This is a genomic window from Paenarthrobacter aurescens, assembly GCF_025421775.1.
In the GTDB taxonomy this organism is placed as follows: Bacteria; Actinomycetota; Actinomycetes; order Actinomycetales; family Micrococcaceae; genus Arthrobacter; species Arthrobacter aurescens_B.
Genome location: NZ_JAOEFX010000007.1, coordinates 67,575 through 94,551 on the forward strand (window position 1 = coordinate 67,575; position 26,977 = coordinate 94,551).

The 26,977-nt window shown below is 63.5% G+C and carries 27 protein-coding genes; 14 read left to right on the forward strand and 13 right to left on the reverse strand.

What is annotated here, in order from left to right:
• Positions 1–5 precede the first annotated feature (5 nt).
• A complete protein-coding gene (locus N7568_RS15530) occupies positions 6–704 on the forward strand; it encodes a DUF624 domain-containing protein (RefSeq protein WP_261610696.1) in 699 nt (232 codons plus the stop codon).
• Positions 705–722: 18 nt separating this feature from the next.
• Entirely contained in the window at positions 723–2,474 is a 1,752-nt protein-coding gene (locus tag N7568_RS15535; RefSeq protein WP_261610697.1) for a glycoside hydrolase family 35 protein, read from the forward strand.
• Between the two features lie 217 nt (positions 2,475–2,691).
• Here N7568_RS15535 and N7568_RS15540 read toward each other — a convergent pair whose 3' ends face one another.
• The 3 genes from N7568_RS15540 to N7568_RS15550 form a co-directional block, all read right to left on the reverse strand.
• Complete coding sequence (locus tag N7568_RS15540; protein ID WP_231338373.1) at positions 2,692–3,033, reverse strand: hypothetical protein; 342 nt, start codon at positions 3,031–3,033, stop codon at positions 2,692–2,694.
• A 100-nt stretch (positions 3,034–3,133) separates the two neighbouring features.
• Positions 3,134–4,852 (reverse strand): amidase, encoded by a 1,719-nt coding sequence (locus tag N7568_RS15545; RefSeq protein WP_261610698.1) that lies wholly within the window; start codon positions 4,850–4,852, stop codon positions 3,134–3,136.
• On the reverse strand, positions 4,852–5,940 hold the full coding sequence (locus N7568_RS15550) for an agmatine deiminase family protein (RefSeq protein WP_261610699.1): 1,089 nt from the start codon (positions 5,938–5,940) through the stop codon (positions 4,852–4,854). The genes N7568_RS15545 and N7568_RS15550 overlap by 1 nt, the downstream gene beginning before the upstream one ends.
• A gap of 81 nt (positions 5,941–6,021) precedes the next feature.
• On the opposite strand from N7568_RS15550, the gene N7568_RS15555 reads away from it, so the two are divergent.
• From N7568_RS15555 to N7568_RS15565, 3 genes are all read left to right on the forward strand, one after another.
• Positions 6,022–6,657 (forward strand): TetR/AcrR family transcriptional regulator, encoded by a 636-nt coding sequence (locus N7568_RS15555; protein ID WP_261610700.1) that lies wholly within the window; start codon positions 6,022–6,024, stop codon positions 6,655–6,657.
• Between the two features lie 31 nt (positions 6,658–6,688).
• Positions 6,689–7,339 carry a CG0192-related protein gene (locus N7568_RS15560; RefSeq protein WP_261610701.1) on the forward strand — a complete coding sequence of 217 codons (651 nt, stop codon included), beginning with the start codon at positions 6,689–6,691 and terminating at the stop codon, positions 7,337–7,339.
• 86 nt (positions 7,340–7,425) lie between these two features.
• On the forward strand, positions 7,426–7,851 hold the full coding sequence (locus N7568_RS15565; protein WP_261610702.1) for a hypothetical protein: 426 nt from the start codon (positions 7,426–7,428) through the stop codon (positions 7,849–7,851).
• Between the two features lie 53 nt (positions 7,852–7,904).
• Here the strand turns inward: N7568_RS15565 and N7568_RS15570 are convergent, their stop codons facing one another.
• Positions 7,905–8,228 carry a DUF3040 domain-containing protein gene (locus N7568_RS15570; RefSeq protein ID WP_261610896.1) on the reverse strand — a complete coding sequence of 108 codons (324 nt, stop codon included), beginning with the start codon at positions 8,226–8,228 and terminating at the stop codon, positions 7,905–7,907.
• 377 nt (positions 8,229–8,605) lie between these two features.
• Between N7568_RS15570 and N7568_RS15575 the strand changes: the two genes are divergently transcribed.
• The gene (locus N7568_RS15575; RefSeq protein WP_261610703.1) at positions 8,606–9,022 is read left to right on the forward strand and encodes a hypothetical protein; all 417 of its coding nucleotides are present in this window, start codon (positions 8,606–8,608) and stop codon (positions 9,020–9,022) included.
• Between the two features lie 10 nt (positions 9,023–9,032).
• Here the strand turns inward: N7568_RS15575 and N7568_RS15580 are convergent, their stop codons facing one another.
• The 4 genes from N7568_RS15580 to dnaK form a co-directional block, all read right to left on the reverse strand.
• Positions 9,033–9,455 (reverse strand): heat shock protein transcriptional repressor HspR, encoded by a 423-nt coding sequence (locus N7568_RS15580; protein WP_261610704.1) that lies wholly within the window; start codon positions 9,453–9,455, stop codon positions 9,033–9,035.
• Positions 9,456–9,465: 10 nt separating this feature from the next.
• Positions 9,466–10,446 (reverse strand): DnaJ C-terminal domain-containing protein, encoded by a 981-nt coding sequence (locus tag N7568_RS15585; RefSeq protein WP_261610705.1) that lies wholly within the window; start codon positions 10,444–10,446, stop codon positions 9,466–9,468.
• A gap of 147 nt (positions 10,447–10,593) precedes the next feature.
• Positions 10,594–11,253, reverse strand: a complete 660-nt coding sequence (locus N7568_RS15590) for a nucleotide exchange factor GrpE (RefSeq protein ID WP_261610706.1) — start codon at positions 11,251–11,253, stop codon at positions 10,594–10,596.
• Between the two features lie 2 nt (positions 11,254–11,255).
• Positions 11,256–13,121, reverse strand: coding sequence for a molecular chaperone DnaK (gene dnaK, locus N7568_RS15595; RefSeq protein ID WP_261610707.1), 1,866 nt, complete (start codon positions 13,119–13,121; stop codon positions 11,256–11,258).
• A 253-nt stretch (positions 13,122–13,374) separates the two neighbouring features.
• On the opposite strand from dnaK, the gene N7568_RS15600 reads away from it, so the two are divergent.
• The gene (locus N7568_RS15600) at positions 13,375–13,932 is read left to right on the forward strand and encodes a hypothetical protein (RefSeq protein ID WP_261610708.1); all 558 of its coding nucleotides are present in this window, start codon (positions 13,375–13,377) and stop codon (positions 13,930–13,932) included.
• Here N7568_RS15600 and N7568_RS15605 read toward each other — a convergent pair.
• Genes N7568_RS15605 through N7568_RS15615 form a run of 3 tightly spaced genes read right to left on the reverse strand, consistent with a single transcriptional unit; the run spans position 13,907 to position 16,345 of the window.
• Positions 13,907–14,800 (reverse strand): DUF817 domain-containing protein, encoded by an 894-nt coding sequence (locus tag N7568_RS15605; RefSeq protein WP_261610709.1) that lies wholly within the window; start codon positions 14,798–14,800, stop codon positions 13,907–13,909. The two genes, N7568_RS15600 and N7568_RS15605, sit on opposite strands and share 26 nt — an antisense overlap.
• Positions 14,793–15,584: an oxygenase MpaB family protein gene (locus N7568_RS15610; protein ID WP_261610710.1), complete on the reverse strand. Its 792-nt coding sequence runs from the start codon at positions 15,582–15,584 to the stop codon at positions 14,793–14,795. The genes N7568_RS15605 and N7568_RS15610 overlap by 8 nt, the downstream gene beginning before the upstream one ends.
• 17 nt (positions 15,585–15,601) lie before the next feature.
• Positions 15,602–16,345 (reverse strand): TetR/AcrR family transcriptional regulator, encoded by a 744-nt coding sequence (locus N7568_RS15615; protein ID WP_261610711.1) that lies wholly within the window; start codon positions 16,343–16,345, stop codon positions 15,602–15,604.
• Positions 16,346–16,489: 144 nt separating this feature from the next.
• Between N7568_RS15615 and N7568_RS15620 the strand changes: the two genes are divergently transcribed.
• From N7568_RS15620 to N7568_RS15630, 3 genes are all read left to right on the forward strand, one after another.
• Positions 16,490–17,422: an NAD-dependent epimerase/dehydratase family protein gene (locus N7568_RS15620; RefSeq protein WP_261610712.1), complete on the forward strand. Its 933-nt coding sequence runs from the start codon at positions 16,490–16,492 to the stop codon at positions 17,420–17,422.
• A 296-nt stretch (positions 17,423–17,718) separates the two neighbouring features.
• Positions 17,719–18,651: a DUF3800 domain-containing protein gene (locus tag N7568_RS15625; RefSeq protein WP_261610713.1), complete on the forward strand. Its 933-nt coding sequence runs from the start codon at positions 17,719–17,721 to the stop codon at positions 18,649–18,651.
• A 28-nt stretch (positions 18,652–18,679) separates the two neighbouring features.
• A complete protein-coding gene (locus tag N7568_RS15630) occupies positions 18,680–19,120 on the forward strand; it encodes a hypothetical protein (protein ID WP_261610714.1) in 441 nt (146 codons plus the stop codon).
• Between the two features lie 150 nt (positions 19,121–19,270).
• On the opposite strand, the gene N7568_RS15635 is transcribed toward N7568_RS15630, so the two are convergent.
• Positions 19,271–20,122: a phytanoyl-CoA dioxygenase family protein gene (locus N7568_RS15635; RefSeq protein ID WP_261610715.1), complete on the reverse strand. Its 852-nt coding sequence runs from the start codon at positions 20,120–20,122 to the stop codon at positions 19,271–19,273.
• 111 nt (positions 20,123–20,233) lie between these two features.
• Between N7568_RS15635 and N7568_RS15640 the strand changes: the two genes are divergently transcribed.
• A complete protein-coding gene (locus N7568_RS15640; protein WP_261610716.1) occupies positions 20,234–21,079 on the forward strand; it encodes a helix-turn-helix transcriptional regulator in 846 nt (281 codons plus the stop codon).
• Positions 21,080–21,239: 160 nt separating this feature from the next.
• Complete coding sequence (locus N7568_RS15645) at positions 21,240–23,255, forward strand: hypothetical protein (RefSeq protein WP_261610717.1); 2,016 nt, start codon at positions 21,240–21,242, stop codon at positions 23,253–23,255.
• A 55-nt stretch (positions 23,256–23,310) separates the two neighbouring features.
• On the opposite strand, the gene N7568_RS15650 is transcribed toward N7568_RS15645, so the two are convergent.
• On the reverse strand, positions 23,311–24,447 hold the full coding sequence (locus tag N7568_RS15650; RefSeq protein WP_261610718.1) for an ROK family transcriptional regulator: 1,137 nt from the start codon (positions 24,445–24,447) through the stop codon (positions 23,311–23,313).
• 134 nt (positions 24,448–24,581) lie between these two features.
• On the opposite strand from N7568_RS15650, the gene N7568_RS15655 reads away from it, so the two are divergent.
• Positions 24,582–25,628 carry a hydroxyacid dehydrogenase gene (locus N7568_RS15655; RefSeq protein WP_261610719.1) on the forward strand — a complete coding sequence of 349 codons (1,047 nt, stop codon included), beginning with the start codon at positions 24,582–24,584 and terminating at the stop codon, positions 25,626–25,628.
• Positions 25,629–25,630: 2 nt separating this feature from the next.
• Positions 25,631–26,977, forward strand: coding sequence for a sulfatase family protein (locus tag N7568_RS15660; protein ID WP_261610720.1), 1,347 nt, complete (start codon positions 25,631–25,633; stop codon positions 26,975–26,977).

The following is a 26,977-nucleotide window of genomic DNA, read 5'->3' on the forward strand; positions in this document are numbered from 1 at the left end:
GTATTGTGAGCGCTAAACCGCGGCGGTGGGCCGGTCCAGGATTCGAGACCTTCGGGAGCATTTTCGGGTTCATTTATACCTTCCTTGCCGGGAACGTCCTGCTGGCCGTAGCCAACGCGCCGTTGGTGCTCTGCCTCGCCCTGGTGGCCGACCCTGCGGCCGCGTGGCCGTTCTTCCTGGCTCTCTCGGTCACCATTGGGCCGTCGCTCGCCGGCATCTTCGCCGCGTTCCGAGCATTGAACGACGACGGCGGCGCGGTCAAGCCGGTTGCCGCTTTCCTTCTGGGATACAAGCGCAGTTTCGCGAAAGCCGCACTGCTCGGCGTGGGTGCCGTGGCCATGCTGATGTTCCTTGGCGTGGACCTGGCCGTCCTCCAGAACAATGTCCAGACCATCCCAGGCGCTGCCCTGCTGGTGCCGCTGATCGTCGTAGCAGCCGCCGTGACGGTGAGCCTTACCGTCACGGCGATTGCCGGCGTCGTACTTCTGCCTGAGGCGAAGCTGAAAAGCGTCCTCAAGGCTTCGCTTTATCTGGTGGCGCAGCGCTGGTACCTCAGCCTGGCCATGCTGGTCCTGCTCGGGATCATCGCTTCGGCTGCCGTGATGCAGCCGGTCCTGGGTATCGCGTTGGCGCCGGCACCGCTGCTGTTCGTGATCTGGAGCAATGCCTCGTACGCTTTCCACGCCGTGCTGCGTTCCGCGTAGACCCTGTTAGGACCTTTCTTGAGCAACTTCGCAATCGGCGATCAGGACTTCCTCCTGGACGATCAGCCGTTCCGCATCCTCTCCGGAGCCATCCACTACTTCCGGGTTCACCCCGATCTGTGGGCGGACCGGATCCATAAGGCCCGACTGATGGGGCTGAACACCATCGAGACCTACGTGCCGTGGAATGAGCACTCGCCCGAGCCGGGTGTCTTTTTGACCGACGGCGGGCTGGATCTTGGGCGCTTCCTGGACCTGGTGGCCGCTTCCGGGATGCACGCGATCGTCCGACCCGGCCCCTACATCTGCGCCGAATGGGACAACGGCGGGCTGCCCGCGTGGCTGTTCACCGACCCCACCGTGGGTGTCCGCAGCAGCGAACCCGGCTACTTGGCCGCCGTCTCTTCCTACATGGAGTCCGTGCTGGCTTTGGTGGTGCCCCGGCAGATCACGCAGGGCGGTCCAGTGATCATGTTCCAGATTGAGAACGAGTACGGCGCCTACGGGAAGGACAAGGAGTACCTGCAGCATTTGGTAGACCTGTCCAAGCGTTCAGGTGTGGACGTTCCACTGTTCACCTGCGACCAACCGTTCGGGACCATGATCGAGGACGGCTCGTTGCCGGAGCTCCACAAGACGGGGACCTTTGGCTCGCGTGCTGACGAGCGGCTGGCCTTCCTGCGCGAGCGGCAGCCTACCGGGCCGCTGATGTGCGCCGAGTTCTGGAACGGCTGGTTCGACAACTGGGGAACACACCACCACACCACCGACGCCGCTGCCTCCGCCGCCGAGCTCGATGCCCTTCTGGCTGCCGGGGCTTCTGTGAACATCTACATGTTCCACGGCGGCACCAACTTCGGCTTCACCAACGGCGCCAACGACAAGGGCATTTACGAGCCCACCATCACGTCCTATGACTATGACGCTCCCCTCTCCGAGGACGGGCACCCGACAGCCAAGTACTTCGCGTTCCGGGAAGTCATTGCCAAGCACTTCCCGGTACCCTCCGACGTACCGCCAGGGCGGGTGCCGGTTCCGGCTTCTTCGCTCGCCGTCTCCCGGTCCGTGTCCTTGCTGGAAGTTCCGGTTGCCACCCAGCTGGTTCCTGGCTCCGTTCCACCTGTGGAAATCACTGGCCAGTACCGGGGCTTCTACCTCTATGAGAAGGCCTTGGAAACCGGTGGCGTCCTGTCCTTTGCTGAGATCCGGGACCGCGCGCAGTTCTTCCTGGACGGCGTTCCCGTCGGTGTCCTAAGCCGGGAACTGGGTGAGCTCTCTGTTGTCATCCCCGCTGGTGGCCGCCTGCAGGTTCTCTTGGAAGACCAGGGCCGGGTGAACTACGGGCAGAGGATCGGCGAGGACAAAGGATTGACCGGACCTGCGTTGCTCAACGGCGTGGAGGTTCTGGACTGGGAGATCGGCGCTGTTGACCTGGCTTCGCTTGATGCGTTCCGATCAGCAGCGGCTGACCTGCCGGCCGGTGTCGTCTCCGCCGGCGTAGCTGGTCCGTCGGTTTCGTTCGCGACCTTCGACGCCGATGGCCCCGGGGATAGATTCATTCGTTTGGACGGCTGGACCAAGGGAAATGCCTTCATCAACGGCTTCAACCTGGGCCGTTACTGGAGCCGCGGACCGCAGCGCACCCTGTACGTCCCGGGACCGCTGATCCGCGAAGGCGCCAACGAGCTCGCCATCCTGGAACTGCACGGAAGCGCGACGCGCGAGGTAAGTTTCGCCGTCGAGCCTGACCTGGGCCCGGACGAAAAGTAACCCTCTCTCACTTAATGGGCCTTTGGTGCAGACCGTCTCTCACCTCCAGCGCCCATCCCCCAAACCCTCTATCACTTGCTTGAAAGAAGGGAGAGAGGGTTCGGCATAAAGGGCCGATAGGTGAGAGAGGGTCGATCGGGGGATGCGAAAAGGGACCGGTTCTTCAACCGGTCCCTTCTGCGTGTTCAGCGACTGTGTGTTCAGCGCGCGGGCGTCATTAGCCGCGGCAGAGCTCGCCGTACTTGGTGCCTGCTTCCTGATAGGCAGCGCCGAGCTCGCCCAGCTTTGCTTCATCCGGGGTTTCCTTTGCCTGCTCATCCAGGAACTCCAGGATCGCCGTGACAACCGGCTTCATGTCGGTGGAAGCCACGGGCTCGATAGGCCGGATTGCGTTGGCCACGCGGATGGTGGCGGTCTTGCTCGCGTTCTGGGGAATGCCGGCTGCGGCGACGCCAACGCGGTCACAGGTTTCCGCGGTGGTCAGCTGCTGCTGGGCGGAACAAGCGGATGCCGAGGCGATGAGCCCGGCGGCGATCAGGACAGTGGTGAGTTTCTTCATGATTCCCTCAGTGGTCGACGTCCCTTTGATTGTAATCAGAGCCGGGGCCCGGTCACGCATTAGGTCCGGCTTGCCCGCCGTCGAATCGTTATCGGATCCGCTACAGCGCCGGCGTCCGGAGCGGGGCCGTGCGCCGCGAACCCGTTGCTTCGAAGGCGGCAGCCAGCCTCAACAAGGCCGTGTCATCGTAGGCGCGGCCAACGAAGGTGAGGCCCACGGGCATGCCAATATCTGCCATGGTTCCCATGGGGACTGTGACGGTGGGGATGCCCAAGTGCCGTGGGACGAGGTTGCCGTTGGCCACCCAGACCCCGTTGCGCCAGCCGAGGTCCGCGGAGGCAGAGTTGACGTCCATATCGGCAGGACCCACATCCGCAGCTGCCGGGAACAGGACCGCATCCAGTCCGAGCCCGTCCATCCACTCCTCCAGGTCAACGCGCCGGGTCTCCTCCAGGCCGCGCACTCCGCCTTCCAGCTCGGGGATCTCGGTGAAGCTGGATACCCCGTATTCGCGGACTTGCCGGGGATAACCGGAGATGTGGTCGTCGAATCCGGTGTAGCGGTCCGCCAGGGCGCCCTTCGGATGCGGGAAGATCGCCGCGCCGTCAACATCGGCAAGTCTGTTGAGGGCGGGATCACCGTTGGCCTGCAGAAAGTCATCCCATGCCCAGGCCGAAAGGTCCTCGATTTCACGCTTGAGGTACTCGGTGCTGACCAAGCCGCGGGTTGCAATGGTGGGCGCTCCCGGGCGGTCGCCTTCGTAGTTTGAGACGACAGGGAAATCCACCAGCACTACCTCAGCACCAGCGGCTTCGAGGTCCCGCTTTGCAGCCTCCCACAGGTCAATCACGGAAGCCCGCGTATCGATGCGCTGCCCTGTAGGCCCGCCAATTCCCGGGTTCGCGCTGGTTCCGGCGGCCGGGTCTGAGTTGATATACATGCGCGGCACCCCGAAGCGCTTGCCCTGCAGAGCCAACCGCCCGCCGTCGGCGTCTTCCACGGCAAGCGTCAGGTAGGACTCCGGGCGGACCTCGGACGATTTCGGGAGCTGAACCCAAGGCTGCGCCCGCCAGAAGTCGCCGCGCGTCTCAGCGTCATCGGCAATAATGACATCCAGCAGTTCCAGCATGTCCGCCATGGTGCGCGTATGCGGGACCACGACGTCCATGGTGGGTACCAGCGGCCAGTTGCCGCGCACCGAGATGACACCGCGCGAGGGCGTGTAAGCGCACAAAGCATTGTTCGACGCCGGTGCGCGGCCACTTGACCAGGTCTCCTCACCAAGGCCGAAGGCCGCGAAGCTGGCTGCAGTCGCGGTTCCGGAACCGTTGGAGGAGCCGGAACCGAAGGCTGCCGTCAGGTACTCAGCGTTGTACGGGCTTTCAGCACGTCCGTACACACCGCGCTGCATTCCGCCATTGGCCATCGGCGGCATGTTGGTCAGTCCGAGCAGCACCGCTCCGGCGTCGCGGAGTCGTTCAATGGTGAAGGCATCGCACTGCGCTACCAGGTGCTCAAAGGCCGGCGAACCTGCAGCTGCCGTAAGCCCCTTGGCCAAGTAGCTGTCCTTGGCTGTGTAGGGGATCCCGTCCAGCGGCCCCCGCACCGCGCCCTGCGCCCTGCGTTCGTCCGAGGCCCGGGCGTCCGCCAAAGCCTCCGGGTTCATCACCACCATGGCGTTGAGTTTGATGCCGTTGCGGTCGTAGGCGTCGATACGGTCAAGGTATGCCTGGGTGAGTTCCTCGCTGGTCACGTCGCCCGATTCGAGTGCCGCGCGCAACTGCGCGATGGACGCTTCCACGACGTCGAACCGAGCCATTACGCTGCACCTCCAGCGCGCTGTGCTCCGGCGGGCTTTACTCCGTTGAGCTTTACTCCGTTGAGACGTGGCTGCTGCTGGGTGATGCAGTGGATGCCGCCACCGCGGGCCAGGATCGGCCGGGCGTCCACGGTGACCACGCGGCGGCCGGGGTAGGCCTCGGCCAGGATCTCGGCCGCGAGGGAATCGGCACGTTCTTCACCGTAGCCACAGGCGATGACGCCACCATTGACCACCAGGTGGTTGACGTAGCTCCAGTCCACAAAGCCGTCTTCGTCGCGCAAAGTTTCCGGCGCAGGCAGCGGCACAATCTCGAACGGCTTGTCCGCCGCATCTGTTTGGGTTTCCAGGAATGCCTGGAGAGTGCGGCTGACCTCGTAGTCCGGGTGCTCCGGGTTGGTCTGGGAGTGCAGCAGGATACGCCCGGGAGTGGGCAGTGTGGCCACCATGTCGATGTGGCCGCGCGTGCCCAGGTCCTCGTAGTCGCGGGTCAGTCCGCGGGGTACCCAAATGACCTTGGTGGCACCGATGGTGCGGGCCAGTTCAGCTTCAACTGCCGCTTTGTCGGCGTAGGGATTCCGACCCGGATCCAGCTGCACGGTTTCGGTGACCAGCACAGTTCCTTCGCCGTCCACGTGGATGGCGCCGCCCTCGTTGACCAGCAGTGAGCTGACCAGCTCGGCGCCCGACCGTTCCGCGACGAAGCGGGCCATGCCGGCACTCTTCTGCCATTCGGACCACGCCGGGGCACCCCAGCCGTTGAAGATCCAGTCCACAGCGCCGAGCACGCCGGGACGTTCGTCGTCCAGCACAAAGGTGGGTCCGACGTCGCGCATCCAGAACTCATCCAGCGGCGCCTCTACTTGCTCGATGCCGCTGCCGAGCATGCGGGTGGCGCGCTTGCGTTCGCTCGGGTCCACCACCATGGTGACCGGTTCGAATTCGGCTACCGCATGGGCGACGGCGGTCCAGGCCGCGTAGGCCTCTTCGGCGGAGGCGGCGTCGTCGCCAAGGGTCAGGCCGGTGCGGGGGAACGCCATCCAGGTGCGCTCATGCGGTGCGGTTTCGGCCGGCATTCTCCAAACCATGGGTGACTCCTTCGTCTTCAGTACAATCCTTGTTGATCGCACGATCAACAATGCTGAAAAGGTAATCTAGACTGGTCCTTGATGTCAAGCACTCCACAGAAGCGCGCAGTCCGGAAGTCACCGGCAGAGCGCGCCGCAGAAATCACCGAGGCCGCCCGCGAGATCGCACTCGAGGCCGGGCTTACAGCTCTGACACTGCGCAATGTTGCCGCCCGGGTAGGAGTCGCTTCAGGCTTGGTGGCGCACTACCAACCCAACATGGACGCGCTCGTGTCCAACACATTCGCCACCATCGTGGCTGCGGAAACACAGGAAGTCGCAGGCTTGCTGAGCCTGCAACCGGGACCATCGGAACGACTCGCCCTGCTGGTGGACACCCTTTTGGACAACAGCAGGCTGGACGTCACGGCAATCTGGGTGGAGGCCTGGACCTTGGGACGCCGCAACGAAACCCTGGCCGCCTCGGTCCGCGAGCAAATGGATGCTTGGCAGAAGGTCTTCCAGGGAGTGGTCGAGGACGGGAACGCGACCGGAGCGTTCAACGTTTCGGATGCCGCGGCCGTCGCCTGGCAGATTCTCGGCATGGTGGATGGCCTGAACGCGCAGGCCCTGGTCCGCTGGGATGGCGTCAACGATCGCGGCACGCACCTTGCCCGCGCCGTCGAGGGAATGGTGGGCGCCGCCCCAGGTTCCGTCGTTGCCAAACCGAGCGGGTAGAGGTACGGCATCCTGCCCTAGGCTGGAGACCATGGCGATCATTCACAAGGCAACCCTGTCCCCGTCCAAGCTCGAACTCATTGCCGGCTACCTGCCCAAGCAGCCCTGGTTTATCCAGGACGGCGCTCCGGAGCTCATTGGTGCCTACCGCTTTGACGATCCCGCCGGAGAGGTCGGAATCGAGACCCATGTTGTCACCGCCGGCGACCGCATCTACCAAGTCCCGCTCAGCTACCGTGGCTACGAACTGGCGGGCGCCGAGGAGTGGCTCATCGGCACCATGGATCACTCGGTCCTGGGCAAGCGTTGGGTGTACGACGCCTGCGCCGACCCCATTTACGTCAAGGCTCTCGCCACCGCAATCCTCACCGGCCAGCAGGAGGCGGAACAGTTTGTCGACGGTGAGCCGGAGCCCCGGCCCAGCACGGTCACAGTGAAGGGCAGCGGAAAGCTCGACGGCGGTGTCCCCACCCTGAGTGCCGCGGCGCCGGTATCGGGCAGCGGAGTGACCATCATTGATGCCGGCGAGCTTCGCTTGAAGGTGGCGCGGGTAGTGGACGTGGCAGCGGACGCTTCCGCCAACTCGGCCGCGGCTCCGGAACTGCACAGCGAGCTGACCCTGAACGGCACGTGGGCCGGACTGGAGAACCCGGTGGAATTGGCAGCAGTGGTCCGCGACTGACCCGTCAACGCCGGGGCCACTGTTGGTCGCAGGGGGCTCCGGCGTAGGCTGGCAAACGAGGCCAACTACTCCGATAGGGGTGCACCATGTACAAACCACAGAACATCATTCCCGCCGTGCAGGACCTTGCCCGGGAGTGGGTGACACACGCGGCAGACGGCTCATCGTCCCAAGCTGATGCGGTGGTGAAGTGGGCGTTGACCCGTATAGATCACGCCGATGTCCCGGCCGTGGTTCACGGTGTCATGCTCACTCTGACCGGCAACAAGAAGGCTGCCAAGGACGCCCAACGGACTGCGGCCAAGGCTGTGAAAAGGACAACCCAGGCCCTGCAGCGCAAGAGCCCGCAGCGCGCTCCACGCCTGTCCGGATGGGTTGTCGGCCTCCTCATCGGGGCTGTAGCCGGCGTAGGTGCAGTCCTGGCGTGGCGCATGATGGTGCCTCCGGGCGAGCCGGAACCCGCCAAGAAGCCGGAGACCCCGGTCCAGCCTCCCGTACCGCCGGTTCCCTAAGAGACGGTTCCCTCACCGGCGCCGGCGGGCAGCGCCCAAGGTAGCGGAACCCGTTAGGGTGCCGGTTCGCCGTCGCGCCTTCCAATCCGCCGTCCGATCCGCCGCCGGAGCGAAGACCCGGCAAGAAGCCAATACGCCCCCGTACTGGCCAACAGGAAACCCACCACGCCCAGCACTACAAGCTGGGTGATAATCCCGGCAATCACCATGGCGAAGCCGGCCAGAACAATCAGGCTGCCAAGAATTGTGCGGGCTTTTGCGCCACGCGGGCGGCCCGATTCCAGCTCAGAGGCGAGATCGGGATCCGTCGAGGCCAGTTCCCGCTCCAGCTCTTCCAAGCTCCTGCGTTCTTCTTCCGACAACGACACCGGAATCATCCTCACCACACGAGCAGGGCCGCGATCCTCGCGTCGGTGCTCAGGCCACCAGCACGTGCGCTGCTTGCCGTGCCATGCCTTCATTATCTGCCCGTTACGGCCCACTAGCTACAGGCAAACCGTGCCAATCCGGGGCCGTATCCAGGTCCCGGAGAACGTCTTCCGGATCGTCGAAGGGCGACCCGGCCCTTTGACGAGGGGGCAGGATTTCTGAAGGTCTGCGTCGCGATGGGGCCGGGGGCGATGCGTGTTCGTTGCGGCCCGTCCCCGGCTTTTCGACTTACCAAGAGTTCTCAGCATGCTTACGATGGACTGGCGGGCCTTCCCGGCTCCACAAGCACTGACCATCGAACGCCGACAGGAAAGTTGAACTCTCCATGGCACGACGAACTGCCAAGAAGGCAGCACACTTGACCTCAAGAGTCACCAACGGAGCCGTGCCGAAAAGGCGCGGACCAGGACGCGCCATCTGGCTTATCGCCGCGGGTTTGATTGCCGGAATAGCCGGCGGGGCTTTCGCCTTCCGCATGCTGGTGCCGCCTGGAGAACCCGAACCGGCAAAGGTCCCCCAGCCGCAACCCGACGAGATTCTGGTGCGGGAGGAACCGGTGGAGATCTCCACGAGGATGCGTCCCGGCGAGTGGACCGAAGAGTCGCTGCAAGAGCACCTTGAGAATTACAAGCAGCAGATCCGGGACATGGGCGCCAAGGAATCGCAGATCGTCACCAACGTGGAGCGAACCGAAGCGGGTGCTGCACGGGTGGTGGTCAGCTGGGACCGCAGCCGAACCTAGCTCACGGGAGCTAGTCCCCCGCCCGCGGCCGCCAGACCACAACAGCCTGAGACCGTGCCCGGGGCCGCTGCCCGCGGGACAAGCTGACGACGTCGCCCGCTGCTCCTGCTGCAAAAATGCGCGCATCCACTGGCGAGCGTCGGCGGGACAGTTCCTCGGTCAGCTCAGCCACGCGGTACTGCAGCGCAGCAACCTGGTTTTCGAGATCGAGGATTCGCTTGATGCCTTCAAGAGAAACGCCGGACTGCGAGAGGCGCTGGACCTCCCGCAGTTTGTTGACGTCGTTCTGCGAATAGCGGCGGGACTTGCCGGGCGCACGGCTGGGCGAGACGATGCCCAAACGGTCGTACTGGCGCAACGTCTGCGGATGCATGTCGGCAAGCTCCGCAGCAACGGAGATGACAAAGATCGGCTGGTTGACGTCGATGCCCATGACCGCCTCCTTACAACCGGGCCTTCGCGGCCAGGTCGTGACGCGGGTTGGCGTCAGTGGTGGCAGCAGCGAACGCCTTCACGGCTTCTTCCGCTTCCTTACTCAAGTTCTGTGGAACCGCGACGTCGATGGTCACCAGAAGGTCTCCGGTCGCCTTGGACGTCTTCACGCCTCGGCCCTTGACCCGGAGCGTACGGCCCGACGGTGTTCCGGCCGGGACGCGAACCTTGACGGTGTCGCCGTCGAGCGTCGGAACCTCAATGGTGGCGCCAAGTGCCGCCTCCGCGAACGTGACGGGCACGTGGATGCGGATGTTGTCGCCGTCCCGGTGGAAAAAGTCGTGCGGCTTCACGCTCACCGTGATGATGAGGTCGCCATTTCCGGCAGGGCCAACGTTGCCCTTGCCGCGCTGACGGACTTTCTGTCCGTCCTTGATACCGGCGGGGATCTTGACGTCGATCACGTTGCCATTGGCTTCCCGCAGGCTCACAGTGGTGCCCTTAATGGAGCCGGCAAACGAAATAGACGTGGTGGCCGTCCGGTCCGAGCCCTTCTGCGGAGCCCGCTGGAACCCGGTCTGCCCGGCGCCACCGAAGCCGCCACCGAACAGGTCGGCGAATTCCGGAGGGATACCTCCGCCCGCAGGCTGACGAGCACCAGGACCGCCACCAAACAAGCCACCAAACAGGTCCTCAAACCCGCCATTGGCCCCAGCACCACCACGTCCAGCGCCAGCACCCGGAGCAAACCGGGCACCACCCATGGCACGGATAGCGTCATACTGCTGCCGGTCCTCAGGACTCGACAACACCGAGTAAGCCTCGGAAATGTCCTTGAACTTCTTCTCCGCAGCAGCATCCCCGGCATTCGTATCCGGGTGGTACTGCCGGGCTAGCTTGCGGTAAGCCTTCTTAATATCCGCGTCGGACGCGTCCTTGGCAATACCAAGGATCGCGTAAAAATCCTTTTCAACCCAGTCCTGGCTGGCCAAGAGCGTTTCCTTTCGTTGTATGTTGCGCTGCGGTCAACTCACCTCAGGCGAGCTTACAGCGGGCGCGAAACCGGATATGGGGCGGCGGTGTGGAGGGCACCGCGGAGCGGGCACCGCCCCATATCCGGTGTAGCGACTAGGTGGAACCTACGCCGGGACAGCCACGATGACCTGGGCTGCACGCAGGACCCGCTCGCCGGAGCGGTATCCGGAGCGCAGCACCTGGCTGACCGTGTCAACCTCGATGTCCTCGCCGGGCTGCTGGATGAGTGCCTCGTGGATGGTGGGGTCGAATTCGACACCCGTGTCCGCGATGCGTTCCAGTCCGTACGTCTTCAATGCATTCTCCAGTTTGGTGGCGATGGCGGCGAAGGGGCCGCCTTCGAGGTCACCGTGCTGGCGTGCGGCGTCGACGTCGTCCAGCACCGGGAGCAGGGAGTTGAGGACGCCGATGACGGCCATCTCTCCTGCTACGGCGCGGTCGCGTTCCACGCGCTTGCGGTAGTTGACGTACTCAGCCTGAAGGCGGAGGAGGTCGTTGCGGAGCTCCGCTGCCTGCGCTTCAGCCGCGGCACCGGAGGCTACCGACTCTTCAGCCGGCACCTCTACCCCGTTGAGGATTTCCTCAGCCTGGGAGAGGGCGTCGCCGTCCGTGGGAGCGGCGTTGCCTTCGGTGGGAGCCGCAGCTTCGCTTTCAGGGTGACGGGCTGCGCCGGTCTCCGGGTCAACCTTGCGGTTGTCCCGAATCACGGGCTTGCGCGGCTCGTTGCCTTCAGAGTGCTCTGCTTCGTTGCCGTGGTGAGGCATGGCTACTTCTTCGCTTCGTCTTCGTCGATGATTTCGGCATCAACGATGTCTTCGTCGTCAGCAGCCTTTTCACCGGCAGGAGCGCCTTCAGCACCGGCACCCGGAGCATCAGCTGCGGCGGCCTGCGAGTAGATGGCTTCGCCGAGCCTGGTCTGGGAAGCCTGGAGCTTCTCGAACGCAGTCTTCACTGCGGCGTCGTCGGTGCCTTCCAGCGCGGACTTGAGGGCGTCGACGTCGGCCTTGACCTCGGTCTTGACCTCTTCGGGCAGCTTGTCGTCGTTGTCGGCGATGAGCTTGTCCACGGAGTAGGCGAGCTGCTCTGCGGAGTTACGGGTGTCCGTAGCTTCGCGGCGGGCCTTATCCTCGGCAGCGTGCTCTTCGGCTTCACGGACCATGCGGTCGATGTCGTCCTTGGACAGCGCCGTACCACCGGTGATGGTCATGGACTGTTCCTTGCCGGTGCCCTTGTCCTTGGCGGACACGTGGACAATGCCGTTGGCGTCGATGTCGAAGGTGACCTCGACCTGCGGAACACCACGGGGCGCCGGGGCGATGCCGGTCAGTTCGAACGTGCCCAGCGGCTTGTTGTCGCGGGTGAATTCACGCTCGCCCTGGAAGACCTGGATGGCCACGGACGGCTGGTTGTCGTCAGCGGTGGTGAAGGTCTCGGAACGCTTGGTGGGGATAGCGGTGTTGCGCTCGATGAGGTGCGTCATGACGCCACCCTTGGTTTCGATGCCGAGGGACAGCGGGGTGACGTCGATGAGGAGGACGTCCTTGCGCTCACCCTTCAGGACACCGGCCTGCAGTGCAGCACCAACGGCCACAACTTCGTCCGGGTTGACGCCCTTGTTGGGCTCCTTGCCGCCGGCGAGTTCCTTGACGAGCTCTGAGACAGCGGGCATGCGGGTGGAGCCACCAACGAGCACGATGTGGTCGATGTCGGAAACCTTGATGCCGGCTTCGGCGATGACGTCCTGGAACGGCTTCTTGGTGCGGTCCAGCAGGTCCTTGGTGAGGTCCTGGAACTTGGCACGGGTCAGCTGCTCATCCAGGTGGACCGGGCCGTCGGGGGTGACGGAGAGGTACTGGAGGGAGATGTTGGTGCTGGTGGAGGAGGACAGTTCCTTCTTGGCCTGCTCTGCAGCTTCACGGAGACGCTGGAGGGCGATCTTGTCCTTGGAGAGGTCGATGCCCTTGACCTTGAGCTGGCTCAGGAGCCACTCGACAACGCGGTTGTCCCAGTCGTCGCCACCGAGGCGGTTGTCACCGGCGGTTGCGCGGACCTGGATGGTGGAGAAGTTGTCTTCGTCCTTGCCAACCTCGAGGAGGGAGACGTCGAAGGTTCCGCCACCGAGGTCGAAGACCAGGATGAGTTCGTCTTCCTTGCCCTTGTCCAGGCCGTAGGCCAGTGCAGCCGCGGTGGGCTCGTTGACAATGCGGAGGACGTTGAGGCCTGCGATTTCGCCGGCTTCCTTGGTGGACTGGCGCTCGGCGTCGTTGAAGTAGGCCGGAACGGTGATCACAGCGTCGGTGACCTTTTCGCCCAGGTAGCTCTCGGCGTCGTTCTTGAGCTTCATGAGGATACGCGCGGAGATTTCCTGCGGCGTGTACTTCTTGTCATCGATGGCGACGTTCCAGTCGGTGCCCATGTGGCGCTTGACGGAAGCGATGGTGCGATCGATGTTGTTGACGGCCTGGCGCTTGGCGATTTCGCCAACCAGGACTTCGCCGGACTTGGAGAAAGCAACGACCGACGGCGTGGTGCGGCCGCCTTCTGCGTTGGCGATGACGGTGGGCTCGCCACCTTCGAGAACAGAGACCACGGAGTTGGTTGTTCCGAGGTCGATACCTACTGCACGTGACATATCTTGTTTTCCTTTCAATGGCCGATGTTGGAGATCGCGCCTGGCGACGGTCCGCTGGGCGGTTGACGTGCTGGGAGCCTGCTCAACAATCGGCTAGTTGAGCGTTCTGCACTCAACTGTACTCAGCCTCAGAATTAAGTCAATCCAAAGTTGAGTCAACTACGCTCAAGTCTGATTTCGAACAGCAAAAATCCCCCGGAATCACGGGCATCGAGGGCTGGTTTCGCCCACGGTGAACTGGCAGACTGGCGCGATGGAGTTCACGGGGTACGTGCCGCCGGACGAGTTCTGGGCGATGAACGACCGGATGGATCAGGAGATCCGGGACGGCGCACACCTGCTCCCGCTGTTCACACTTAAAGGCTGGGACGGGACCTCAATGCTGGGATCCTGGCAAGTCGACGGAAGTGAGGGCAGCGTGGTGCACGGCGATGCCTTCTCACCCTCAAGCCCTCTGGTTGACGTGATCACAACAAACCAGGATCCCGGCGAGACCGCCAGAAACCGATGGCGCGCCTCGGCCGGAATCCCACACAGCCTGGAGGAGCTCCAGCGCCAGGACGCAACCTTCAAAGCCCTCGCAGCCGAGCGATTGACCATCACCGTTGAAGGCATCCCCGCCGATTTCACCCTCTGGCCGGGAACCACCTCGTGGCTGGCGGCCGGCTCCGTGGGCGGATTCGGCGTCGTGATTGATGCCCAACGCACCCCTCCCCCACCTCAAGCCGTAAGCCTGACGCGGGTGTCCGACGTCGAGCCCCTGCTTCACGCGCGCCGCGCGGCCCTCAAGGCGCTACGCGGCGAAGCCTAGGGACCTCGGCGGCGCCAGGGACGTCAAGCGGCTCAGGTTTGTACACCCACGCCACCAGCACCACCGAGATGATCATCAGCAGGAACCACGCCAGCAGCTTGTCGATGGAGACCGCCTGCCAGCCGTTCAACTGGTTCGGATACAGCCAGGCGCGGGACCACGTGCCAATGTTCTCGGCGAACCAAATGAACAGCGACACCAGCAGGAACGACACCAGGATGGGCATCTTGAAGCGACGCCGGAACACCCGGAAGTGCATCATGCACCGTCCGTAGACAAGCACGACGGCGGCGAGCAGCACCCAGCGCGCGTCGAAGATGTAGTGGTGCGAAAAGAAGTTGACGTAGATCGCCCCTGCCACGAGGGCAGTGATCCAACGGCGGGGGTAGCGATCGAAGCGGAGGTCGAAAAGCCTGAAAACCCTCACCATGTAGGAACCAACGGCCGCGTACATGAAGCCGCTGAACAAGGGAACGGCGCCGATCCGGAGGACTCCCTCAGCCTCGTAGGCCCACGATCCGACGTCCGTCTTGAACAGTTCCATCACTGTCCCCACCACATGGAACAGCAGGATCACCCGCAGTTCCCGCAGCGTCTCCAGCTTGAAGCTGATCATCAGCAACTGAATTACGACGGCGGCAATGGTCAGGAAATCGTTACGGGCGAGCGCCGCGTTGTCGGGATACCAGAGCCGGGCCGCAATGATGACGGCGAGCAACGCTGCACCGAACACACACGCCCAGGCCTGCTTCAGCCCGAACACCACAAATTCGGTGAGCCCTTCCCGGAGCCGTCCCCCGCGGGCGCGGTCCAGGTATCGGTGGGCGAGGAAGTCTATGGACTCTTCCACTGACGTGGAGTTACGCATGGGGCGCCTTGGGGTCGAGCACAAGCTTGCCCAGGTAGTAGTTGCGCGGCCAGTGCCGGATCCGCTGCGGCAGGCGTGGATACACCCGACCCACCATCCGCATGGTCCGCTCGAAGCGGCGGGCATGGCCAGGGCTCCACTCGAAACCAAAGCTTTCGCGCAAGTGGTCGGGCAACAGGCCAGCCGTCAGGAACCGGGCCAGCGGCATTGCCAGGCGCACAAGCTGCGGCCCGCCGGCAGGGTAGAGGAGGTCCCGGGCAACCCTTAGGGCCTTCTCGTCCGGCTGGAGTCCGCGCACATGTGCATCCCAATACACTGCGAAGGCGGCACGATCGGCCGGCCACATATGGGGCGGAAGCTGCAGGGCCGTCCCGATCTTCGCGTACTCGCGGTAGATACGGTCGGCGGTTTCGTCGTCGAGGGTTCCATGGACCTGCTCATAGACGGTGACGGCAGTGTCGTAAAGCGTGGCGACCACCCAAAGCTGGGACTCGGCGTCGAAGGCGCTGTATCCCTTGGAGGTGCCCTCGGGTGCGCGGCGGACCGGCGCGTGGGCACGGTTGACGGCGCGACGGACGGCCTTCAGCTGCTCCTCGGATCCGTAGACCACCGCATAGACGTACGTCATGGTGGCGCGCAGCCGGTCCATGGGGCGCTCAGCGAAATTGCTGTGCTCAGCTACGCCGTGGCCCACTTTCGGGTCGGCGATTTGCAGAAGAATGGCGCGGCCTGCACCGGCGAGAAGAACACCTTCCGCGCCAATGTCTGCCAGTCCTCGAGCCATCTGAATACTGTAGCGCCCTAGCCTTGGAGCCCCGCCACGCCTTGAAGGACGCTGAGCTGATGGTCGAACAGCTCATCGCGGGCGGCGAAGGTATCGCGTCCGTACTGCCCAAAAACTTCGAAACTGATAGCACCAAACACGGACGTCCACACCAGGACACCCCGAGCCAAGGTTGCGTCGGGTGCGGCGAGATCCATCTCGCCCCGAATGGCCGCCAGGTCTGCGGCCAACCCTTCGGGAATCACGACGGCGGGACTCGCTGCGGCGTTGAGCGCGCCAGCCCGGTAGGCGGCATCGAAGATACCGACGAGGCGGACGATGACCCGCGTACCGGGGACGGTAGTGCGCTCACCCGGTGCTTGATACCCCGGGACGGGACTGCCGAAAAGGAGGGAATAGCTGGCCGGTTCGCGGATGGCCCACGTACGCACCGCTTTGGCCAGGGCCTTGAACTGCCCGGCAAAATCCTGCCCGGGGACTGCATCGACGGCCGCATCCACCTCATCGCCAAGCTGGTTGTAGGCATCAATCAGCAGGAGCGTGAGGAGTTCATCGCGGTTCTCTACGTAGCGGTACACAGCAGAGGACACGACGCCGAGATCCCTCGCCACTGCGCGGAGGGACAGGGCGGCCGCGCCATGAACGGCAAGGTGCTCGCGACCGAGCCTAATAATGTCGGCGATGGTCTGCGTTCGGGCACGTTCGCGGGGAGTCGAGGGCTTCTGCTTGGCTTTGACGGCGGCAGGTTCGGCTGAAGTCATGATCACAGCCTCCCACAACAGAGAGCGCTGTCAACAAACGAGAGCAGTGCTCTTGACATCGAGGTGACGAGCGTTCATCCTGAATGAGAGAGCGGTGCTCTCGTTTTTCGATGGTCACGCACTCAACCCCGGAAGAAGGAACCCATGTACGTCGTCACAGGAGCAGGACCCGTTGGCTACACCGTCGCGGAGCAACTGGCAGAGCAGGGTCATCGAGTCCGGGTGCTGACGCGCTCGGGCAGCGGTCCGGAGCATCCACTGGTAGAACGGGTCCGGGCGGACGTCGCGGATCCAGCGCAGTTGGATGAAGCGATGAAGGGCGCAACCGCGGTCTTCCATTGCATCCACGGATCCGCCTACCGGGCATCAGCGTGGGCCGCCGAACTCCCCAAAGCCGAGCAGGTGGTGATGGACGCAGCGGCGGCCGCGGGCGCCGTCGTCGTCTTCCCCGAAAGTCTCTACTCGTACAGCGAGCCGGACCGGATCATGACGGAATCGAGCCAGCGGGAAGCAGGGGGCGGCAAACGCGGCATTCGGACTGCGCTGCTGGAGGCGCGGCAGGCCCACGCGGCCGCCACGATCAGCGTGGTGGCCGGCGACTTCTTTGGGCCACGCGTGAAGACAGCCCATGCCGGCGAGCGCATGGTGACGCCGATCCTGGCGGGCAAGGCGGTGCAGTTCATCGGAGCTACGGGCCAGCCCCACTCCTTCACGTACGTCCCGGACCTCGCAGCGGCGATGATTGCAGCCGCGCAGAAGCCCGAACTCTGGAACAGTGTGCTGCATGCCCCCACCGGCCCCGCCGTGACCCAACGGGAAATGGCCACAGCCCATGCGGCCGCCGCGGGCGTTGCTGCACCCAAGGTGAGTGCCGTGCCAGGTTGGGTGCTGCGGGTGGCGGGCATTTTCTCCACGGACATGCGCGAGCTGGCCGAACTCCTTTACCAGTTCGAGCGCCCGTTCGTGATGGACTCCTCTGTCAGCCAGCGACTTCTGGGCCTGGAACCGACTCCCCTGCCGGAAGCTGCAGAAGCAACGATGATGTGGTGGCGCGGCGCTATCAAGGAGGCAAAGTAACTGTCCAAAAGCGGGCTACAGTGGACAACTGGGCCGTGGCCAACCAAGAAACTTGCGCGCACGTCATCTCCTTTCCAGAAGGCGCCCCGTCGTTTCCACACTTGTTACGGTGGAACGGGAGACCTTGAAAATTTGAGAATAGGATCACTGAAGGAATTTCTCATTGGAAAAATGAAGCTGGTTCCTCTAGAGTAGTTTCCGGTAGCGGGTTCCATAGCGGATTACGCGCCATTTCCGAAGCCCGCGCTCTGCGCGGGCTTTCGTGTTCTCCGGCGGAGCAGTTGTAGCATCGAGAAATGCTCATCGCTTATCTGGACGAGTTCGGCCACATCGGTCCATACATCTCGGATTCCCACACGAAGTTCAACACGCATCCGGTCTTCGGATACGCCGGCTTTGTTATGCCCGCTGAGAACGTCCGTGAGTTCGGCGGCTACTTCGAGTACATCAAGGAGAACCTTCTCCGCTTCGAGATCGAGAGAGACGGTGCGCACCCGCGACGCTGGGAGAAGAAGGGCGCCTCTTTGTTCACGACGAAGAACATCGAGCAGTACCCGGAACTGACCAGGGCATTCAAGCGCCTGATGCGCAAACTCGACAAGCTCGGCGGCAAGGTCATCTTCTACGGCCAGGTCAAGCCACTGGGCAGCGCCAAGGAAACCGGCGAAAGTGCCGCAGACCGCAGCGCCCACGCCTTACGTCAAACCCTTCGGAGGCTCAGTTGGCATGCCGGTCGCCTGGACAGGGACATCATGATCGTTCTGGACAGCGTTGACGATAAGCCCCGCCTCGAAGCGGTGTCCGTGATGGCCAGTTTCATCTACTCCAACAGCAAGACCGATCTGCGACGAGTGGTCGAGGCCCCGATGCAAGTCGAGAGCCATCTTTATGCAACCATCCAGTTCGCTGACTGGCTTTGCGCTCTCCTCGGCCGCGCTGCTCACCACCAGTTCGTGGAAAACTCCCAATTCGCGTGGGCTCCAGCAAACTTCTCATCCGTGATAACCAGCGCGTCCTGCTCGGAAGAGTCAAAGATCCTCGTCCCCCAGAACCCAACGAAAAGCGTCCACTCCAAACACCTCTTCAGCGCCCAGAACTGGATTGAACGCACGAAACCAAACCCATCGGTGCGGGCAGCACCGATGCCGGGTCCACGCCCGATCTTTCAACGACTTGCCACCAACAACCCCGAGCTAGCCGAACTCCGCGACAAACTGTCCAGCGGCTAACCACTTCTGCGAGCAAAAGGGGTAACAAGTGCGAGTCGAGTACGTCGGGAAGAGCGTTGCCGACCTAGATGTGAATGTCAGGAGTGGACCCTCGATCCAGTGTGGTTTCACCTACGGCCTGCGATTCCGCAAGTATGCCCATGACGACATCTTCAAGGAGAGCGTCACTTCCATCAATCCCGCACGAGAGGAGGACGCCGACATCCTTGTGCTGGATCCGCATATAGACGACGACCCCTACGAACTCATCGTCGTCGTGGTCGACCAAAAGTGTCTGCAGAACCGCCGACTCTACCAATGGCTTAACCACGCCCTGACCTCGGACCCAGATGCTCCCTCAACTGCTTTGATGTTCGTTCCGGAGGCCCAACCCGGCGAAACGCGGGCCGCTCACATTCTTGGGAAAAGGCTGAATCGTGAACGGGTGGTTGCGGAAGCGTGCTCCTACTATCCGACGCTCGTTGAATGAAGCCCACGACGCCGGAAAAAGAAGATTCGCTCAATCGGATAGTTCCGTGATCGATTCCTCGCAAAGCCAGAAGCTCCTGGGCCTGGAACCGACTCCCCTGCCGGAAGCTGCAGCGGCCACCGTGGAGTGGTGGAAAGTCGCCGCGGCGGGTTAGAGGCCGTCGTCGTAATTCCAGTGCTCCTGCCAGCGCCAATCGATAGGTTCGCTCGACCGCTGGTAGCGGATGTCCGTGGACAAGCGCATGGTGCCGTGCCGGTCCGTGTTGTCCAGCGCCGCATGGACGATGTGCGCAGAGTGGACCACCACATCGCCAACCTCGTAGTCAGTGATGAGCCATCTGGCGTCGCGTTCTTCCGCCAGCGCCGGAAGATCGGCGGTGATTGAGGCGGCCGGCATCTTCAGAGTTCCCTCACGCTCCTGGGCCATCACCCAGTGGTGGCTGCCCTCGAGGTAAGCCAAGCCACCCCGCTCCCGAGGGCAATCGCCCAACGGTATCCACATGGAGAGCACGCGATCGCTGCCCTCGCGCAGATAGACAAGATCGTAGTGCGCCTGCGTGGCCGTACCAATCCCGCTTTCACCGGGCTTGGTGTGGCGAATGATTTTGCGTCGGTGCAGATGGACATCGTCTGCGAGGAACCATTCGAACCAGTCGGCAACGCCCTCTGCTGTGCACAGTGCCTGGTACTCGGGCCCGGGAACGATCCGGTCAAAGAGTCCGCGGCGCAACGCAGCACGGTCCACGTCGCCCGGCGCCGCAATGCCATCACGGGGATCCGTTCCTGCCGCGTACACGTTGGCTTCGCCCAGAGATGCAAAGTAGAACCCGCGGAAATCCATCAGGTGGTCCGGATTGAGCTGCCCCTTCAAGTAGAGGTACCCGTCCCTGCGAAGCCTTGACCACAGGGCGCCGCGATCTCCACGTTCGGAAAGGGGTACCGGTTCCAGCTCGGCGAGGCGGGCCTCCGATTCGTCCAAAACATAGCCATTCGAAGTCAACATGCTGTCCACTGTGGCAGTGCCGGGCAGTGAAGTGAATGGACTCAGGTTTGCAGATACTTGGACTTTTGTGTGGCTTGTTTTGCCCTTCGGGTACGGGCAGCATGGGAGCCTATGGACAATTGGTCAAGCTACCGGCACCCGGCACTCCCCCTTCGTGACCTTGGCCTTGCTTGTCTGGGTGCCGGGGAACAAAGTGGCCTGTTACCGTCCTTTGCCGGCCGGACCCTCAGCAGCCACGGCATCGTCCTGGTGTCCGAAGGTTCGGGCCATTTTTCTGTTGACGGTAGGAGATTCGAGGTCCGCGCTCCCGCGATCATGTGGCTTTTTCCGGGTGTGAGCCATGGGTACGGACCTGAGCCTGCGGGGTGGAATGAACACTGGCTGTTGTTCACCGGACCTATGGCGAGAGCGTTTGAAGAGTTGGGGTGCTACGCCCGCGACTCCCCATTGCTGCAGCTTGATGGTTCGTCAGAGCAGGACCTGATGGAATCACTTGGACTTTTTCCAGCCCTGCGTGCGGCTCTCTCGGTGGGCGGTCACCACTCGGACTTGGATGCTTCACTACTCTGCCAGCGGGTACTCGTCGAAGCCGGCAAGCACCGTAACCATGGCGCCAGCGGGTCCCCCCGAGATGAAGAGAAACTGCTCACCAGGCTTCATGAGATGGCCCATCTCCCGCTCAGCTTGCCGCAACTGGCTGCTTCATTGAACGTGACCGCCTCCGAACTTCGGCACGCGGTCCAGACGGCCACGGGCGTGGGGCCGAAAGAGCTGGTGATCCAGCTCCGGATGTCGCGTGCCCAATCGCTCTTGGCGGACACTGACCTGCCGGTCCAACGCGTCGCCACGCTCACCGGATACGACGATCCCGCCTACTTCAGCCGGCTCTTCACAAAGAAGACGGGCTTTTCTCCGACCCAATTCCGCCGCGATCATCACCGGAAAAGTCGGCACTGACCTCCAGTCTTCGAATGTCTGAAAATGTTCGAATCATGGATTTCCCAGCCCCTGCCTGAAACCCTGAGTGCAGTGCACAGGACGCCTCCGGAACGTCCCGGACGGCACCACACCACCCCACGATAAATGCCCCACGGGATACTCAATGAGGAGATCTTCCATGTCCACATTTGCCATCAATCGTCGTCAATTGCTGCAGACCGGGGGCATCGGCGGACTCGCCGTAGCACTGTCAGCAATGTCCTCCGGCGCAGCCCACGCCGCACCACAAAGGCAGACCGCTGGTGGTCCGCAAATCACCGATCTGGGACCCGCCGTCGTGCAGTTTTCCCTGATGAGCTCGCTGCTGGTGGGCGACACCGTCTACATCGGTTCCCGCAACCTCAACCCTGTGCGGATCATCGGCTTCCACCTCCCCACGCGCACCATCACTTCAAGGACAGACCTCGGCTCCGGGTACAGCATCCAAGCCCTGGCTGCTGACTCCACCGGCCGCTACCTCTATGCGGGCGTGCTGCGCGAGGGCGTCGACGGGAAGCCCAACCTCTACCGCTGGGACCTCAGCACACCGAATGCCCCGGCAGTGGGTGTCGGCGAAACTGGAGATCGGGACATCCGGGCTTTGGCTGTAGCGCCGGACGGCAAGGTCTACGTTGCCGGTGGCGGGTTGACCACCAACGCACCGTCCCTGTGGGAATACGATCCCGCAACGAATGTCATGACCAGTTGGGGTGTCCCGGACCCTGGAGCCACCATTGCCCAGGCTGTGGCTGCCACTGCCAGCCACGTGTATTTCGGCACGGGCAGCACGCTGGGAGGCGGCAACGGTTCCAGCCCGGCCCGCCTCTTTGCGTTCGATCGGACAACGAAGACCTCCACGAACATCCTTCCGGCAGAAGTAGCGACTGGTGTCTCTGTCACGTCCCTCAGCGTGCTGAATGGGCAGCTGGGAGTAGGGGTCAAGGGACCGGGAAAGTCCGTTCTGATCAATCTGGCCGACCACTCCAAATACACGATCATTGCCAAGACCGGCGTGATGTTCAGGCAGTTGGGCAACGACGTTTTCTTCGTCAAGGAACCTGGCGTCTGGTCCTACAACATGCTCAGCAAGAAGATCACCCAAATCCTCACGGAGGATGTTGGCGCCATGTGGGGCTTGGACGTCTACGGCAACAAGGCACTGACGGTCTCCTCCTACGACGTCATTGAAGTCGATCCTGTAGCGAAGACCGCCGTCAAACACGACCTCACGCAGGCCGGAGCGCCGGGCGGGCCGCAGCTTTGCATGGGCCTCGCGGCGGGCGCCGGGAACGTTTATGTGGGCGGCACAGGAACCATAGCCCGTCACCAACTGGCTACCGGGCAGGTGTCCTATCTCCGGGCAACAGGCGAGGCCAAGGATGCCGTGATCGTTGGCGGCATCCTCTACACGGGCCAGTACAACTCCCGGGGCATCTACGCCTACGATCCCTCTACCGGGCAACTCCCCTATCAAGTGGCTGCCCTTCCTGCCGGGCAAAACCGCCCCCTGGATGTCTGCTGGGACGCCGTTAACGGTTTGGTCATTGCCGGCGCGCAGAACGATACCGGCGGTGGCGGCTGTTTCGCCGCATACAACCCGGTGACAACGCAGGTCATCACCAAGGTCAATCCAATCGATGCCCTCCAGATGGTCCGGGCCGTGGCCACAAAGGACGGCGTGGCCTACCTCGGCGGGGACAACATCTACGCCACCGGCCCCCGGAGCACTGTGGTGGCTTGGGACCCGGTGGCCAACCAGGAGCTGTGGCGGCTGGATCCCGGACAGCCCCAAGGGATCGCCGCAATGGCCATCCACGGCAAGTACCTCTACGGGATGTCCCGCAAGGCCGCGGGCTTGTTCGTCATTGACCTCGACACCCGCCAAGTGGTTCACCGGGGCGACCTGAGCAGCGTCTGCACTGACTTCGGCGCCCTCCAGGTCAGCCGCGGGATTGTCTACGGGGTCTCAGACACAACGGTGTTCCGCATCGACCCGATCACATTTGCGGTGTCGGTTGTTGCGGCGGACATCAACGGCGGCTGGTACAGCGGCCCCCACATCACAGCCGACGAGGACGGCTTCCTGTACACGTTGCGGGGACCCAACCTCGTGCGGATTGACGATCAGCAGGCGATGCAAACCATGCGGCGCTAGGAGGAATCCACGTAGCAGCAGATGCCGTTTTGAGCCCCCAAAACGGCATCTGCTGCTACCCGGTTGGGCTGGCCGTGAACAAGCCCGCCAGCACGGAGCACGCAGCACCCCGTGCCAGCGCAACGGGATCTGCAATTGCTGCATCAAACAAGGGAGGCGGAGTGTTCGCGTGGAGGTACTGACTCAAGAACGCGCGCTTGGTCTGCTCGGCAAATGTCCCCAGAACCGCTTCGGGCGCGAAGCCCACCACCACCTGTTCCGGGCCCAGCACTTTGGCGGCGTTCGCCATCCCGATGCCCAGGTGCCCGGCTGCGTCGGCAATCAGGCTGGAATCGACGTCGGGGTCCAGGCCCCGGTCCTGGCCATTTCGCGCCAACTCCTGCTGCATGCCCCACAAGCTGCCGCGGGTTTCACAACAATCCTCGGCGCCGCAGTGGCAGGGCCTGGCTGGTCCGGGTCCGGTAATGGCACGCGAATGGGCGAAGCCACCTGCGGCGCCGTTGAAGCCGCGTTGGATACGGCCTTCAACCACGACGGCGGCCCCCAGGCTGGTGCCGACGCTGAAGATGAGCATCTCGCGGCCCTTGAACACGTCGTCGAACAGCAGGCCGCGCGCGTAGGCGTTGACCAAGCTGTCGATGACCACCGGCTGGTCTGCAGCTTCTTCAAGGAGAACCTGGAATTTGACGTCGGCCCAACCCATCGCCCCGCTGTGCCGCACCAGGCCACCGGCTTGATCCACCACACCGGAAACAGCCGCGCCCACCCCAATAAGCCTGGACTCCATTTGCCCGGCTGCGGATCGAACAGCCCGGGCAGCGGCCGCGGCCGCCTCGCCAGGCTCGGTGGATGCCAACGGCTCGCTGTGCGTAGAGACCACGTCACCGCGCAAATCGACCACGACGGCGTGCGCTTCCGTGGCGGACAGCCTCACCCCAGCCGCGAAAACGCCTTCGCGGCCGAGCTCAAGCAGGCGTGCCGGCCTGCCGCCCGTGCTGGGCGCAATCTCGGTCTCAACCAACAGTCCGGATTGGATGAGTTTGCCGGTAATCCCCGTGACGCTGGCTGCGCTCAACCCTGTTTGAACCGTGATTTTGGCGCGCGACACCGGCGCCTGTGTCCGGACAATGTCCAGCACCAAGGCCTCATTGATCTCGCGGATCAGGGCCTTGCTGCCTGCGCGTGGCTTCATTGCTGGTGGCTCCTGTTGTCGCGTCGCATGGGATCTCCCCCATTCTGGCATCCGCAGTCCGGATGCCTTCACACTCTCCATTGTACTTACTTTAGTCATTGACAAAAGATATTGAAACTGGCAATCTCGGTCCCATGAACAACAACAAAGGCGTTGCATCGACATCCTCGCCACCCACAGCAACCCGGCTGCAGATCCTGCTGAGCATCCCGGATGCGGAACGGGCGGCCTTCATCTCCCCCGAAACCCGCGCCGCCCTGGACGGACTCGGCGAGGTCACCGAAGTCGCCCCCGCCGAACTTCAGTCATTGGGTGCTTTCTCCGCCGCTGCCGCAGACAAGGACGCGTTCATCACCGCCTGGGGTTTCCCCCGCCTCGACGCCGAACACCTGGCGGCGGCGCCGAACCTCAAGTGCGTCGTCCACGCCGCCTCATCACTGCACGCCCTGGTCAGCGAAGACTTCTGGGCCGCAGGCATTCCCATCTCCCAAGCCGGCGCAGCCATGGCACCGGCCGTCGCGGAACTCTCGCTCACCTTCACGCTGAACCTGCTGCGTCGCGTGCACCGGCTCGATCACGGCCTCCGTTCCGGAGCCAACTGGGACGACGCCCGCAACGTCCAACGCGCCCGTGAAATCTCCGGTGCCCGCATTGGAGTCGTTGGAGCGTCACGGACAGGCCGCCGCTACATCGAGGCCTGCCGGGCACTCGGCGCGAAAGTATCCGTCTTCGACCCGTACATCCCCACGGGAGATTCCCTCGAAGCCAGCTCCGCCACTTTGGATGACCTCATGGCCCACAGCGATGTCGTCGCTGTCCATGCTCCGGCCACCCCCGAAACCGCAGGGCTCATCGGTGCCGCCGAACTCGCCTTGCTCCCGGACGGGGCCGCGTTCGTGAACACGGCCCGTTCCACCATCGTGGACATGGAAGCCCTCTACAAAGAGGTGCACTCGGGCCGGATTGATGCTGCGTTGGACGTCTTCGACGAAGAACCCCTGCCGGCAAGTGATCCCTGGCGCTCCCTGCCAAACGTGCTCCTTACTCCCCACCTCGGCGGAGCCACCGTCGACTCGAGGCGCAGGGCCGGCGGGATCGTGGTTGATGAACTCCGCCGCTTCATCGGCGGCCAGCCCATGGAACACGCCCTCACCCGCGCCGACCTCGAAAGGATGGGCTGAACGTGCAAAACATCCTCCTGATCCACTGTCACGACCTCGGCCGCTTCCTGGGCACGTACGGAGTGGAAACGGTCTCAACCCCGCACTTGGACGCCCTGGCCGATGAGTCCGTGCTCTTCGAGCAGGCCTTCGCCACCGCTCCCCACTGCAGCCCGGCCCGGGCCTCCTTGTTCACCGGTACGTACCCCCAGACCAATGGTGTCCTCGGGCTGACGCACGAGCCTTTCAGCTGGGATCTCAAGGAACCGAAAGACCACATTGCCTACAGGCTGAAGTCCGTCGGCTATCAAACCGAGCTGGTGGGCGTGCACCACGAATCGCGTGTTTTGGCGGACGACGTCGTGGCCGGCAGGCTCGGTTTCGACCACGCCCGTACGGGTGGCGCGCGGGACGTCGTCGTGGATCGTGCCACCGACGCCTTGCGTCGCCTGTCCGGCAGCGACCGGCCCTTCTACCTGCAGGTCGGCTTCACGGAGCCGCACCGGGTGCCTTCCGAACGTGACCGCCCGGGCGTGATGGGATTCCTTGCCGACGGCGTGGAACCGGACGTCTCCCTGGGCCACACCGTTCCAGCCCACTTGGTGGACGACGTCGGCGCCCGCGAGGAGATAGCCGAGCTCCAGGGCGCCGTGAAACACATGGACGAAGGCGTCGGGAGCATTCTCGCGGAACTCGATTCGCTCGGCCTCCGCGACCAGACGCTGGTGCTGTTCACTACCGACCACGGGCTTGCCCTCCCCCGCGCAAAGTGCACCCTGTACGACGCCGGACTCGGCGTTGCGCTGATGCTCCGCCATCCGGGGAACCCCCTGTGGTCCGGGCGACGGGTGGGGAACATCGTCAGTCACGTGGATGTCCTGCCCACCTTGATGGATCTGGCAGGACTGCCAACTCCGGACGGCCTCGCCGGGACCACCCTACGGCCGGCCGTGGAAGCGGGAGATGCTCCGCGAAGCCACTGTTTCAGCCAGTTGAGCCACCACACGTATTACGACCCCAAACGATCAGTGCGGACATCCACGCACAAACTGATCGTCAACTTCTCCAACGCACCACGCGCCATGGATCCCACACAATCCTGGATTCACCGCAGCCTGCCCGCAGACCTTGGCGGGCCAACCATCGGTACCAGTCCGGCGCTGGAACTCTACGACCTGACGATGGATCCAGAGGAACTGGACAACATCGCCGGCAATCCGGAGCAATCGGAGATCCTCAGGGATCTCTCCGCAATCCTCTTCGACTGGATGCGCGAATGCGGCGATCCCCTCCTCACCGCACCCGTAGCAGCCAGCCGCCACGAGCTCGCGCTCAGCGCAATCCAAGAAGCCACCCTCACCCGAAAGTAG

Coding starts and splice junctions, on each gene's coding strand:
- N7568_RS15650 (WP_261610718.1), bottom strand. CDS start 24,447: ATGAAGCCACGCGCAGGCAGCAAGGCCCTGATCCGCGAGATCAATGAG.
- N7568_RS15560 (WP_261610701.1), top strand. CDS start 6,689: ATGGCGATCATTCACAAGGCAACCCTGTCCCCGTCCAAGCTCGAACTC.
- dnaK (WP_261610707.1), bottom strand. CDS start 13,121: ATGTCACGTGCAGTAGGTATCGACCTCGGAACAACCAACTCCGTGGTC.
- N7568_RS15590 (WP_261610706.1), bottom strand. CDS start 11,253: ATGCCTCACCACGGCAACGAAGCAGAGCACTCTGAAGGCAACGAGCCG.
- N7568_RS15600 (WP_261610708.1), top strand. CDS start 13,375: ATGGAGTTCACGGGGTACGTGCCGCCGGACGAGTTCTGGGCGATGAAC.
- N7568_RS15655 (WP_261610719.1), top strand. CDS start 24,582: ATGAACAACAACAAAGGCGTTGCATCGACATCCTCGCCACCCACAGCA.
- N7568_RS15620 (WP_261610712.1), top strand. CDS start 16,490: ATGTACGTCGTCACAGGAGCAGGACCCGTTGGCTACACCGTCGCGGAG.
- N7568_RS15580 (WP_261610704.1), bottom strand. CDS start 9,455: ATGGGCATCGACGTCAACCAGCCGATCTTTGTCATCTCCGTTGCTGCG.
- N7568_RS15640 (WP_261610716.1), top strand. CDS start 20,234: ATGGACAATTGGTCAAGCTACCGGCACCCGGCACTCCCCCTTCGTGAC.
- N7568_RS15545 (WP_261610698.1), bottom strand. CDS start 4,852: ATGGCTCGGTTCGACGTCGTGGAAGCGTCCATCGCGCAGTTGCGCGCG.
- N7568_RS15635 (WP_261610715.1), bottom strand. CDS start 20,122: ATGTTGACTTCGAATGGCTATGTTTTGGACGAATCGGAGGCCCGCCTC.
- N7568_RS15570 (WP_261610896.1), bottom strand. CDS start 8,228: ATGATTCCGGTGTCGTTGTCGGAAGAAGAACGCAGGAGCTTGGAAGAG.
- N7568_RS15625 (WP_261610713.1), top strand. CDS start 17,719: ATGCTCATCGCTTATCTGGACGAGTTCGGCCACATCGGTCCATACATC.
- N7568_RS15605 (WP_261610709.1), bottom strand. CDS start 14,800: ATGCGTAACTCCACGTCAGTGGAAGAGTCCATAGACTTCCTCGCCCAC.
- N7568_RS15540 (WP_231338373.1), bottom strand. CDS start 3,033: ATGAAGAAACTCACCACTGTCCTGATCGCCGCCGGGCTCATCGCCTCG.
- N7568_RS15555 (WP_261610700.1), top strand. CDS start 6,022: ATGTCAAGCACTCCACAGAAGCGCGCAGTCCGGAAGTCACCGGCAGAG.
- N7568_RS15550 (WP_261610699.1), bottom strand. CDS start 5,940: ATGGTTTGGAGAATGCCGGCCGAAACCGCACCGCATGAGCGCACCTGG.
- N7568_RS15575 (WP_261610703.1), top strand. CDS start 8,606: ATGGCACGACGAACTGCCAAGAAGGCAGCACACTTGACCTCAAGAGTC.
- N7568_RS15610 (WP_261610710.1), bottom strand. CDS start 15,584: ATGGCTCGAGGACTGGCAGACATTGGCGCGGAAGGTGTTCTTCTCGCC.
- N7568_RS15565 (WP_261610702.1), top strand. CDS start 7,426: ATGTACAAACCACAGAACATCATTCCCGCCGTGCAGGACCTTGCCCGG.
- N7568_RS15645 (WP_261610717.1), top strand. CDS start 21,240: ATGTCCACATTTGCCATCAATCGTCGTCAATTGCTGCAGACCGGGGGC.
- N7568_RS15615 (WP_261610711.1), bottom strand. CDS start 16,345: ATGACTTCAGCCGAACCTGCCGCCGTCAAAGCCAAGCAGAAGCCCTCG.